The sequence below is a fragment of the Rhodococcus sp. ZPP genome, from assembly GCF_017656075.1.
Taxonomy (GTDB): domain Bacteria; phylum Actinomycetota; class Actinomycetes; order Mycobacteriales; family Mycobacteriaceae; genus Rhodococcus_F; species Rhodococcus_F oxybenzonivorans.
Map to the genome: position 1 here is coordinate 60051 of NZ_CP058642.1, position 12118 is coordinate 72168.

The following is a 12118-nucleotide window of genomic DNA, read 5'->3' on the forward strand; positions in this document are numbered from 1 at the left end:
GGAGGATCGTGGACATAGCGGTCGCGCTCGCGCTCGCGCTCGGAGCGATCATCGGCATCCTGCTCGGCCTCCTCGGCGGCGGCGGGTCGATCCTGGCCGTCCCCGCCCTGGTCTTCGGCCTCGGACTGAGCCTCGAGGAGGCCATCCCTATTTCCCTGCTGGTGATCGGTGTCGCCTCCCTCATCGGTGCCATCCCGAAAATTCGTCAGCACCAAATCAACTGGCGCATGGCCGGCGTCTTCGCCGCCTGCGGTATTCCTGCCACCTTCGCCGGCAGCGCGGTCGGGCGCCTGCTGCCGCAATCGGTGGTCATGATCGGTTTCGCCGCGGTGATGGTCGTCGCCGGGATCCGGATGCTGATGGACCGAGGCGACACCGGCACCGCCTGCGCGGTCGGGGACTCGGGGATCGATTGGCGCCGCTGCGCCCCCCGATCCATCCCCGCCGCGGCCGCGGTGGGCTTCCTCACCGGCCTGTTCGGCGTCGGCGGCGGCTTCCTGATCATCCCCGCCCTGGTGCTGATGCTCGGCCTGCAAATGCCAGTCGCGATCGGCACCTCCCTGGTCATCATCGTCGCGAACTCGGCGGCCGGTCTGATCTCTCACCTGAGCGGCGCGAGCATCGACTGGGCGATCACCGCCGCGTTCGCCGGCACCGCCATCGCCGGGTCCCTGATCGCCAGTCACTTCGGCACCAGGGTCGACACCGACCGGCTGCAGCGCTGGTTCGCCTACCTCGTCTTCGTCGTCGCCGCCTATGTGCTGGTCGACACGATCTTTCTCCGCTGAGGAGGGCGGGAGCCGACCACCACACGTTTCACCTATGCCCTCCCGGGTATGCGGCCTACAGAGAACATGTGAGGAAGGTACGAGAATTGGACGTGTCGATCATCGAGACTTCGAGCCTGGGCGACCGCAGCTACCTGATCAGCGACGGCGCTATCGGCGTCGTCGTCGACCCGCAACGCGACATCGACCGGGTGCTTGCCCTGGCACGCGACCGCGGCGTGCGGATCACCCATGTCCTCGAAACGCACATCCACAACGACTACGTCACCGGCGGCCTCGAGCTCTCCCGCACCACCGGTGCCGAGTACGTCGTCCCCACCGGTGACGACGTCGGATACCAGCGGCGAGCCGTGTCCGACGGTGACCTCATCGATGCCGGCCCCATCCTCCTGCAGGTGATGCACACCCCCGGCCACACCCACCACCACGTCAGCTATGTGCTGCGGGAGACCACCGGCGGCATCCGCGGAGTCTTCACCGGCGGATCGATGCTCTTCGGCACCACCGGCCGCACCGACCTCCTCGGCAAGGAGCACACCGAGGAGCTGACCCACGCCCAGTACCACTCGGTGCGCCGCCTCGCCGCCGAGCTGCCCCCGGGCACCGAGGTGTACCCCACCCACGGGTTCGGCAGCTTCTGCGCCGCCACCCCCGCCACCGGGGACTCCTCCACCGTCGGCGAACAACGCGAGACCAACCCGGCGCTGACCCAGGACGAACAACGCTACGTCGACGAACTCCTCGCCGGCCTGGCCGACTACCCGGCCTACTACGCGCACATGGGCGTGCTCAACACCGAAGGGCCGCCCCCGGTCGATTTGTCACTGCCCAAACTGGTCGACCCGGATGAGCTGCGCCGCCGCATCGAGGCCGGGGAATGGGTGGTGGACCTGCGTGAGCGCACCGCCTTCGCCGCCGGCCACCTCGGCGGGACCCTCGGGTTCGAGCTGTCGGACTCGTTCGTCACCTACCTCGGCTGGCTCTACCAGTGGGGTGCACCGTTGACCCTGATCGGCGAGAACGAAGACCAGGTCGCCGACGCCCGCCGTGAACTGGTCCGCATCGGCATCGACGACCTCGACGGCGCCGCGGTCGGCGAAATCCACACCCTCGTCGCCGGCACCGCTCTGCGGTCCTACCGGGTCGCCGACTTCGCCGCCCTCTCGGAGAGACTGCCCGAGCAGGACATCACCGTCCTCGATGTGCGTCAACGCAACGAATACGAGACGAGCCACATCGACGGGGCGATCAACATCCCGCTCCACGAACTCGCCGACCGCCTCGGGACTCTCCCCGACGGGGAGATCTGGGTGCACTGCGCCTCCGGCTACCGATCCTCCATCGCCGCCTCGATGATCGACCGACCCGACCGCACCACCGTGTTGATCAACGACGACTTCGACAACGCGAAGGACACCGACATCACCAGCACGACATAGGCGCCCGCTGTCCCCGAGGTGCTGATTGCTTCTCACGAGCCGGGGTACACGAGAGCGGATGCCGCAACAGGAGGACGACATGGTCGGACCCGCACGTCAGACCACCGCCACCCCCACCCGGGGGATCGCGTTGCCCGGCATCATTCTCGGCATCGGCCTCGGCGGCTTCGTCGACGGGATCCTGCTGCACCAAGTGCTGCAGTGGCACCACATGCTCACCAGCACCGACACCGACAACGTCGGCATCGACACCTACCCGGCCGACACCGTGCACGGACTGCAGATCAACACCGTCTGGGACGGGCTGTTCCACACCTTCACCTGGCTGGCGGTCCTCGTCGGCCTCGGGCTGCTGTACTCCCGCGTCACGCATTCCCGCGGCCGGATCTGGGCGTCACGGGTGCTCTGGGGATGGGTCCTGGTCGGCTGGGGACTGTTCAACCTCGTCGAGGGCGTGATCGACCATCACCTCCTCGGCATCCACCACGTGCGCGCCGGCGAGCACCAACTCTGGTGGGACCTCGGCTTCCTCGCCCTCGGTGCCGTCCTCGTCGCCGGCGGATGGCTGCTGCAACGCAGCGCCGCACCGGCGCAACCGAGTCCGGACACCACCGCGCCGCGATGATCTCCGCACACGACGCGCACACCACCCATGCCCTCGGTCCGGGCACCGTCGTGGCCCTGCTCCTGATCGCAGCCGTGGCCGCCGTCTATCTCGTCCTCGCCGTGCAGCGCAGCCGCGAACCCCGGGGCTGGAGCCTCTGGCGGACCGCCAGCTTTCTCACCGGCATCGTCCTGCTCGTGCTGGCCGTGACCCCGGCCTTGTCCCCGTACCCGGTCGGGGACTTCCGTGGCCACATGCACCAACACCTGCTGCTGGGAATGTACGCCCCACTCGGCCTGGTGCTCGGCGCACCGATCACCCTGCTCCTACGCTCGATCTCCCCGGTGCACGGCCGCCTCATCGGCCGGGTGCTGCGGTCCCGCCCAGCACATTTCCTCGCCCACCCCGTCGTGGCCCTTGCCCTCTCCGTCGGCGGCCTCGTCGCCCTGTACTTCACCCCGCTGTACACCGCGACCACCACCGACGAGGCGTTGCACCTTCTCGTGCACGTCCATTTCCTGCTGGCCGGCTGCCTGTTCGCCTGGGTCATCGCCGGCCCGGACCCCGCCCCACACCGCCCCTCGGTCCCGGTCCGGCTGGTGGTGCTCGGTGTCGCGATCGCCGGACATGCCGTGATCTCTCAACTGATGTACGCCGGGATCTTCGTCCAGATCCCCGTCCCGACCGACCAGCGTCAGGGAGCCGGGGAGCTGATGTACTACGGCGGCGACATCGCCGAACTACTCCTCGCCGTCGCGCTGCTGCTCACCTGGCGCCCGCAACGACAGCCGACACGCCAGATCAGGACCTTCGCGGCTTCCGCAGCGACGTGAGCATCCCGACGCCGAACGCGCCACGGGAGCCGCGCCGCGCGTCCCGCCGTCGAGGAACTCGACCATCCTCCGCCGGTTTTACGTCGAGCTCGTGCGAGTTTGACGCGTCGGACGACCGAGAATCCACGAACTCGCACGCTTTTTGACAACTGGTGACACGGTGATGCTCCACCCTCAAGGGTTTCGAAGTTCAAAATCCTCAGCATCGGTGAGGACGGCCATGCACTCATCGAGTCCCTACTGGACAGCCCAGGAAAATACGCGTTCAGCGTCGCCTTGAAGTTTCTCGTCCCGCCTGCGGACTCCCTCCGAGGCTAAATGTCGGAGGGACGATCTACTCTGACAACCGCGACGAGCAACAGGTCGCCACTCACTGCCCAGACCGCTGATCTGATCACGGTCCTGATCCGCGGTGTACCGCGGATTGGCAGGGGTGGCGGCCTGTTTCTCTTTGCGATCTTCGGGGGTGAACCCGCCACCACCGGCCCGCACCTAAAGGGCCCACTCATTTGGGTAGCTGTACCGATCCGCCTCCGGCAGCCGATACACAGCGCAGGAGGGGGTTGCTTCATTCAACTGAGCCCGTTTCCGACCAAGGAGTCGCCATGTTGGACCTGGGATTTTTCTACGCTTTCCCTCAGTTCACCGACGCCTGGGTGGCAATAAGCATGTGGTGGCAGTCGCTTCCATTCACCTAACCCCGGAGGCGATGACGGTTGTGATTCCGATCCCCCCGTACGGGTTGGGCGACAGCTGGATGGTGTGGACACCTTGGCTGGTGCCCATAGTTCTCTGGTGGAACTCCTGGCACTGACCCAGTACCTACGTGCGTGCCGCTGGCGACGGCTGGGCGGTGACGGCTGCGTGGTGATGGCGCTGTCCTGAGCCTTCTACCTGCGTAGCTCCCAGGTCACGGGCACAATCGGGCGTATGCGGCTGATCGCGCCCATGCTGGCCACGGCCGGCGCACTCCCGGACGACCCGGCGGAACGGCCGTGGAGTTTCGAGATGAAGTACGACGGGTGCCGGATGCTGGCCTCGGTGGGCGGGGGCCGGGAGCCGGTGCTGTGGACCCGCGCCCTGAACGTGGTGACACCCTCGTATCCCGAGATCGCCGAGGCATTGACGGCAGCGTTCGGTGGCCGCGGGCGCATCGTTCTCGACGGGGAGATTGTCGTGCTCGATCACGGCCGGCCCTCGTTCGGACTGCTCCAGCGGCGCCTGGGTGTAGCCCATGCCACGAAGCCGCTGCAACGTCGAATACCTGTGACGTTTCTACCCTTTGACGTTCTTTACCGGACTACGTGATTGTTCGCAGCACCTGCTCTACGTAGACACCGAACCGGACTGCCACCTGGTCGAAGTTTGTCGCGAGTGGGAGTGAGTATGTGAGCGATGATCTGCGCAGACGTATTCCGTGCTGGAAAGATTTTCCAATTCCTCGCTTGACCTTCGAGTCGACTCGAAGGTTTACCGTCATCTCATGAGTACTTATCGGATCTCGCAACTGGCGGCGGTCTCGGGGATTCCGCAGTAGCCGGCCGACTCCTCGCCGCGACCCCGCTGCTGCTGATCACCCAGATGTTGCTGCTGCCGCTTTTCCTGTTCCTGTTCATGAGCTCGGACTTGTCCGACATTGTCGAGGTCGGCCCCTTCCTGGAGGCGTTCGTAGTGCTGATCGTCATCCCTCTGGCCTTGGCGTCGGTGACGCAGTTCTGTTCCGCCCGTGCACCATTGGGCAGGAGGGTGTCCGATGCGGCCACCTCGATCATGGCGCCGCTGATGGCGGCCACCCTCCTGGTGGTGGTCGCCTCACAGATCCCCAAGTTGGGCGGGACGCGGACGTGCCCGCGGTGGTGCCCTTCTATGTGCTGTTCCTGGTGGTGATGGCCTTCGCCGGGGCCCTGGTTGCCCTCGCGTTCCGGCTGGATGCCCCGTCGGGGCGGGCGGTGGTCTTCACCGGGGCGACTCGCAATTCCCTGGTCGTTCTCCCGCTGGCCCTGGCCCTGCCGGACCAGTTGGCCGTCGCCGCGGTCGTCGTAGTGACTCAGACTCTCGTCGAGGTCGTCGGGATGGTCGTCTACGTGCGGCTGGTTCCTCGACTCGTCCGCGCCGACCGCGCCGTCACCCCAGCCTGATCGTCCCCGGGGCCGGGTAGGTTCAGCGAATACCCTGATGCGTTCAGGATTCGATCACGACTGGGAGTCGTCAGCGATGAGGGTCGTTTCTGGAAGTCAGACTCATTACACCTTTCCGCTGAGGACTGGAATGCCCAGGTCAGCCGCTCCCGACTGAGGGAACGATGATCGATCAACCGCCGTCAGTTTCGCGGCCGCGGCATTGAGACTGGTCTGCAGTCCCTCGACCTCACCGAGCCAGCCGTTCAGACGCGCTTCCTGAATTCGTTCGCGCAGGTTGGCGATGATCGCGACCAGCCGAGGTCGCGCCTGCGGATCGACGCGGAGCATCGGACACCGGACACACGCGTGCTCGTGATTGCAGGGGGTGCCGTATGGGCGGCCACAGGTGCCGAGTTCGAGTTTGCGGGCGGTGAAATGCTTTTGGAATTCGGCCCATTCCTGCTCGGTGGGTTCGCGGTATTCCTCGGTCGGTCGCATGCCGCGCCGGCGGTCGAGGAAGGTGCGGTAGGTACTCACAAGGTCTTCCTGGAACACCGCCAGGTAGGCCTGGGTGGTGTCGAGGCTGCGGTGCCCGAGCAGGCGGGCGGCGATGTGGACGGGAAGCCCGCCGGTGACGGCGTCGGTGGCGAACATCCGCCGGAAATCGTGGGCGGTGTACTTCAGCGGGGCGCCGGCGGCATCTCGTAGACCGGCGCGCGTCAGGGTGGCGGCGAGCGTCGTCTTGATCGTCGATGTCCCGATCACGATGATCCTCGCTCCGTGCCGGCGTTGGAACAAGTGCGGCAGCGGAGGGCCGGTGACACGTTCGTGTGGGTCGTAGCGCGCTACCAGCGGTACGGTCCCGGAGTTCTTGGCTCGCACGCGGGCGATGATGGTCGCGAGGACGCTCGCCAATTCCGGGGATACCAGCAGCAGCCGTTCCTCGTTGTTCTTCGACGGCGCGATCTGCAGTAGCGGCACGAGCTCCCCTGTCTCGGGGATGCGGTAGGACACCAACGCCAGGTGTGTCAGTTCGAGAAGTTCCTCGACCCGGACACCGGTGTGCCGCAAGGTTTCGATGATCGCCCATGCCCAAAAGGCTTCATCCTCTACTTGCCGGATGTTGATGGACTCGCCGGTGCGCAGGCTATCGATCTGCACGGAGGGTTCACGATCCTTGATCATCTTCGGTCTCCGCAGCCGATATCTGTCGCCATCGAACTCGAAGGTCTCACCGAGTGCGACCGCGCTGGCCGCGGCCAGGAGCGCTGTCTGGCGGTCGCGATGTTCGCGGGCCGAGTCGACCAGCTTCTGGAGGTGGGGAAGGCGTTCGCGCACCCGTTGGTGCATGTCCGAGCGGGTTTGTCGGATCGTCTTGCCGAGACCGCGGGTTTCGGTGCGGGAGATCGGGCACGGGGCGGCGTACTGCGCCCACCAGGGGTCCTCGTGTGCCATCTCCTGGATGTCGAGGTAGAGCGACCGGATCCGCATCAGTATCTCGATGCGGCGGCGACGAGGGCGCGGTCTGCCGCCCTTGCCTGTTGCGAAGTGCAAACGTTGCTTCCATGCCGATACCACGTCATCATTGAGTCGGAGATTGTCGACCTCCGGATGGTGCAATTCGATGTCACGCCAGAAGGTGCCGGCGATGATGCCGGCGTGGGCGCGGAAGGTGCTGTAATCGACCTGAGTACGCCGCTCGTCCATATAGCGGATGAGTACCTCACGGACGGACTCCGTGCGGAGGTTGTAACTGTCGATCACCGCGGTGGTGGTGACCTGGCCGTGCCGAAGTTGATCTCGCAGGGTGAGATTCGGGTCCAGGATTCCCATTCGCTGCAGGATGTCCCAGGCCGGATAGATACCGACAACCGTCGTCAGAACCTCGTCACGGCACAGGGTGTGATACTCGTGCACATCCTGCGCGGTCAGCTCGCGGACCCCGCGCCCGGTGTAGAGGACCATTCTGGTCAGTACCCGGATGCCGCTGTCCTGGTGGTTCGTCGCGCAATCCAGCTGTCTGGCGACCTCCTCGGCCGCGGTGAACCCGTCCGGGTCGAGGACCAACCGACTGAAGATGAATACATACCGCGAACGGCTTCGATTCAACACGTGATAGCTCGGCAACACTGCCCGGCACAAGAACAGCGCGGTCAACCCGATGGTGAGTTCTTGGCGCTGGTACGCCATCGACCGGGTGTCCCCGACTGACAATTCGTCCATCCAGTTGCGGTGCTCGCCGCCTGCGGCCATCCACTTGTCCTGCCAACCGGCACCGTCATGGCCATCCAACCATTGCAGGATACGAAAGGCGCCACGCGCGAGTTTGTTCCGCTTTGGATCCGACTCCGAATGCGGCAGCGGCAGCCGCCGCACCAGTTTCATCACCTCCTCGATGCTCAATTCGTCTGCGGCACCAACCCGCAGCGGGGCGGAGGATTGCCGCACGAACCGGGACGGAGACGCCAATTTCGTGACGTAAGGCGCCTCTATTTCCGGCGCATCGATGGTCATGATGGCACCTGCCCAAACAGGACCGCTAGGTCCGCGGCGTCATAGCCCGCCCCGTCTGGCGACGACACCACCGCCGTGGCCGGTGGCCGGTCACCTACCGTCTTCAGATGCTCGTGGACGCGACTGATCATCTCGTGGTCGTCCTGGTCGAGATAGAGCTGTGTGGTCGACAGATGCGAATGGCCGAGGATCATCTGGATGTCCCGCAGCGACAACCGTGCATCGCGGAGCATCCGGATAGCGCACGTATGCCGCAGATCGTGCATCGTCCAGTTGGTCGCCAGCCGTGTGTTGGCCCGTCGCAGCACCGCACGCAACGCGTCGTAGGACAGTGGTTGCACCCGCAGTCCGGTCCCTCGGTCTCGGCGCCGCAGCGTCCACCACACCGGATCGGCCGCCCGGCCGGAGGGATGGGCCGCGATCACCAGGCGTAGCCAGACGAACGCCTCCGAACTCGCCGGGATCCACTGCTGTGCCCTGGTCCCCTTACGGACCACCCGAATCAGCTGATCTCCCCAGTCGACGTCACAAAACCGCAGCCCCAGCAACTCCCCAGCGCGTGCTGCCGAACTCACCGCGAGTGCCAGCATCGCCCGATCCCGGTCCGACTGCAGCGCCGCGAACAGCTCATCCCACCGCTCGTCTGGAACCGCGCGTGGAAACCGCCTGGGCACCTTCGGGTTGTACCGCAATCGCCCCGCATCCCTGAACGGCTCCGCGGAACTCCTGCGCGTGACCGGGAAACGGCCTCCGCGACGATTCTGGGCGACGGGATTGAGCAACGGACCCTCGCCGCGCTCGATCCAGTACTCGTAGAAACTGCGCAGCACGGCATTGTTGTGGCGCACCGTTCTGGCCGCATACCTGTCGTTGAGATACGGCTTGCGTGTGACCGTATTGACCGTCCCCACCGTTGCCAACGATGCGGTCCGGGCACTGTTGCGCGGCTTTGACGTCTGAAGCAGCCACAACACCAGATCGCGCACCTCGTCGGAGGTCGCCCGCTGCCACGGAACCTCGACCACCCGCAGCCAGCGCCACCACCGCAACAGTACGAAGGAGTAGCTGCGGACGCTGCCGGCGCTGTTCCCCCGGGCGACGAAGTCCTGAAGAAACTCCGACACCGGTGCAAGCACCTCGCCGGCGTCGTCCACCACGTAAAACGGCACCACACCCTCGGCTGTGACGACGCGACCCCACCGAGGCACCACTAGATCCTCCACGACGAACTTGTCGTTTCTCGACACCACGCGGCCTCCTTTCAGGCCCCGTATTCCTATCCGCAGATGAAGGGCATACCGGGATCAGACTCGGCGTGTCTCGCCCTAATCCGGTCAACAGTTCTGGTGCTCGGCGACCTGGATCTCATGAGCGCGTCGTACCTGGATCGGCGGGCGGAGCTGGCCGTGCTGGATTCGATCATCCAGGACGTCGGCGGCCTTCCCATCACGGTCCCTCCGCACTGGGAGAATCAGAGCAGCAAGATCATGCTCAATGCGGCGAGAAGCGCTGGCATGGAGGGGATCTTGGTTAAACGATCGACCTCGATCTATCTTCCGGGCCAGCGGAGCAGATCCTGGATCAAACACGCAATCCGCACGCGCAGCTCGGTTTTGGTGATCGGGTTCGTCGGCTCGAGCCGTTCGGTCGCGGCACTGATCCTCGGAGCGTACGACGCCGAGAATAGATTAATCCAGGTGGGTTCCGTTTCTTCCGGGCTCACGGTGCCGATGCGCCGACAGCTCCGGGAGGACTTCCGGCCGCTGGAGCGCCCTAGCAGCCCTCTCACGGACCCGTCAGCAGCCGCGGAGACCTTCCCTGGGATTCAGTGGCTCACTCCTCGGCTGGTCGTGGACGTCGCCTACAGGGCGCACACGGCCGGTGGGCTACGGCATCCCTCTCTGAAGGGTCGGCGCTTCGACGTCGATTTTCAATCGGTTCGTGCGGAGGACCTGTAGGCCGGCCAGAGGAAAGCCGCCGACACCTTCCCCGGCGTCAGCGGCTCCTAATCCCCTACGCCTGGAACGCTACGCAATGTAGGTCTTACCCGGCTCGGGGGTGACAGTGACGCCATATCGCCTCTCGGCAAGCGGTCGCTCGCAGCGACTTTTCTGGTGTGGTACCCGGGGTATGAGCGCCACCGTCGCCCTCTTCAACATGGGCCGAGCTGGCGGTATTCCGGCGGGGCTCACTGCCGCTTCGGAAGGTTCAGCTGCTCACGGGGCCTGTCCATGATTGATGATGCCGTGAGCAAGGGGATTCGGTGTATGCAGCGGGTCCGGCCTACCGATGAGAGGGTGATCGGTGAGTGGCTCACCGAGGATGGCCAGGCCGCCGCGGTGCAGGGTCAGTCCGGTGATCGACGCAACCAGCACAACTGTCTTGTCGTGGACCAGAAGCATGATCTTCGATGCGGCGACATGATCTGCCCGGAACTTCCAGATCCCCCGGCCACGCTCCCACAGTTCCTGTGACGTGAGACCTGGGGCGTAACCGACGTGAGTTCGGCCGAGAGGGTCGTCGGGTTCGGCGGGTGAGACTGTGGGGAGCGTGACCCGTAAGGCCGCTAAACGCGCGGGAAGCTGCTTCGGCCGGAACCGCCGCAGCTCGGACGACGCTCCTCTCTCACGGTCACGGACGATGTGATCGAAGCTGGGGTAGTGCCGATTCGCGAGGTTGACCGGAGGCAGCGCACCGGTCGCCGTGAACCGCTGTTGTTCACAGAATTGCACGCGCCGCTCGAAATCGTCATCTAGGGCAGCGTCGACAATATCGAAGCCGAGCTTCTTCAACGCCCATCCGATCTGGATGGAATGCTCGCCGGGAACATACCGGTCATGAAAGCGGCCGGCATCTTCCGGCACAGCCGAGTGCATCTCCTCCCGGCAACTCTGCGGCAGCGCGTCGAGGATGCGCAGCATGCACGCGCCGAGCAACCTCGATGCCGGGTAGCTCAGCATGGGACGATGCTCGACGGTCGCAATAGCGACGTACAGGCTCACCATCCGCACGAAGTACGCCTCCACCAGCGGGAAGATCTCTACCCACCACTCGACTGTGTCGGCCGCTCTGCCGCAGAAAAGGGCGTAGTGCGGGCTGTCGTCGAGGATGCGGACCGCGGCCGCGGCCGAGTCCTCATGCGCGTCGAGGATCAGCCGCGTGTGCTCTGTGACCTCGCACTTGTCGCACGGGTCCGCGAGTACACGAAAGGTGGATTCACTGCTCCGGAACCTGCGGTGACCGCAACTGTAAACAACGCAGCCAGGGGCCACGCAGTACAGGCATGCGTGGAGGTCCCCCTTCTTCCACGTCGCGTGTGATCGCCGCTGCAGCGGTGTTTCTCGCCACTCGTGTCCCACGGGGCATCGCCACCACAGCATCTCGTGCGAAGAGGCCGAGATCGAATCAAGATCGACCCCAGCATTGCGGGCCCGATGTAGTTGCTGAAACAGCTCTGGGTGCTCGTCTTTGAAACGCATACCCCCCCTTGAGTTCTATTGGTAAAGAGACTTTCTCTTGTATCAATTGCGCGAAATTGCACCCGACGCAACCCATTGAAAGTCGCTGCGACCCTTGAATGAAGCGCTAGGCCAGCAAGGTCATGAACCCTATGAGGAAGACCCCCAGGCGACCGAACAGCACCGGGAATTCAGTGCTTATCTTCATCCGGAAGATGACACCTCTGGACGAGAGGTACCCGATTGCGGCGGCGATCGCACCGAGAACCATCAGGTGCCATGCCAAGGGAGCGAGAAAGTTCGTCATGGCGCGAACGGTAGCCAAACCTCGGGAGTCCCGAAGAAGGTTGTTGCTTGCCTTG

Annotated in this window: 10 protein-coding genes and 1 pseudogene; 7 read left to right on the forward strand and 4 right to left on the reverse strand. The window is 64.9% G+C overall.

Annotation, left to right across the window (positions count from 1 at the left end; all coding sequences use genetic code 11):
- Window positions 1–14 precede the first annotated feature (14 nt).
- From HYG77_RS38330 to HYG77_RS38355, 6 genes and pseudogenes are all read left to right on the forward strand, one after another.
- Window positions 15–788: a sulfite exporter TauE/SafE family protein gene (locus tag HYG77_RS38330; RefSeq protein WP_109336467.1), complete on the forward strand. Its 774-nt coding sequence runs from the start codon at window positions 15–17 to the stop codon at window positions 786–788.
- Between the two features lie 86 nt (window positions 789–874).
- The gene (locus HYG77_RS38335) at window positions 875–2227 is read left to right on the forward strand and encodes an MBL fold metallo-hydrolase (RefSeq protein ID WP_109336389.1); all 1353 of its coding nucleotides are present in this window, start codon (window positions 875–877) and stop codon (window positions 2225–2227) included.
- A 79-nt stretch (window positions 2228–2306) separates the two neighbouring features.
- The gene (locus tag HYG77_RS38340) at window positions 2307–2852 is read left to right on the forward strand and encodes a DUF2243 domain-containing protein (RefSeq protein ID WP_109336468.1); all 546 of its coding nucleotides are present in this window, start codon (window positions 2307–2309) and stop codon (window positions 2850–2852) included.
- Window positions 2849–3664: a cytochrome c oxidase assembly protein gene (locus HYG77_RS38345; protein WP_109336390.1), complete on the forward strand. Its 816-nt coding sequence runs from the start codon at window positions 2849–2851 to the stop codon at window positions 3662–3664. The genes HYG77_RS38340 and HYG77_RS38345 overlap by 4 nt, the downstream gene beginning before the upstream one ends.
- 930 nt (window positions 3665–4594) lie before the next feature.
- Window positions 4595–4972 (forward strand): hypothetical protein, encoded by a 378-nt coding sequence (locus tag HYG77_RS38350; RefSeq protein WP_244461598.1) that lies wholly within the window; start codon window positions 4595–4597, stop codon window positions 4970–4972.
- Between the two features lie 234 nt (window positions 4973–5206).
- A pseudogene (locus tag HYG77_RS38355) lies at window positions 5207–5802 on the forward strand (arsenic resistance protein); the annotation flags it as partial.
- Between the two features lie 105 nt (window positions 5803–5907).
- Here HYG77_RS38355 and HYG77_RS38360 read toward each other — a convergent pair.
- Window positions 5908–8298, reverse strand: a complete 2391-nt coding sequence (locus HYG77_RS38360) for a site-specific integrase (protein WP_208964528.1) — start codon at window positions 8296–8298, stop codon at window positions 5908–5910.
- The gene (locus HYG77_RS38365) at window positions 8295–9548 is read right to left on the reverse strand and encodes a site-specific integrase (protein WP_208964529.1); all 1254 of its coding nucleotides are present in this window, start codon (window positions 9546–9548) and stop codon (window positions 8295–8297) included. Before HYG77_RS38365 ends, HYG77_RS38360 begins: the two co-directional genes overlap by 4 nt.
- Before the next feature lie 36 nt (window positions 9549–9584).
- Between HYG77_RS38365 and HYG77_RS38370 the strand changes: the two genes are divergently transcribed.
- Window positions 9585–10256, forward strand: a complete 672-nt coding sequence (locus tag HYG77_RS38370; protein WP_348273612.1) for a DNA ligase — start codon at window positions 9585–9587, stop codon at window positions 10254–10256.
- Between the two features lie 258 nt (window positions 10257–10514).
- On the opposite strand, the gene HYG77_RS38375 is transcribed toward HYG77_RS38370, so the two are convergent.
- Window positions 10515–11777 carry a zinc-ribbon domain-containing protein gene (locus HYG77_RS38375; RefSeq protein WP_109336392.1) on the reverse strand — a complete coding sequence of 421 codons (1263 nt, stop codon included), beginning with the start codon at window positions 11775–11777 and terminating at the stop codon, window positions 10515–10517.
- 106 nt (window positions 11778–11883) lie between these two features.
- Window positions 11884–12063 carry a hypothetical protein gene (locus HYG77_RS38380; RefSeq protein WP_109336393.1) on the reverse strand — a complete coding sequence of 60 codons (180 nt, stop codon included), beginning with the start codon at window positions 12061–12063 and terminating at the stop codon, window positions 11884–11886.
- Window positions 12064–12118: the final 55 nt, after the last annotated feature.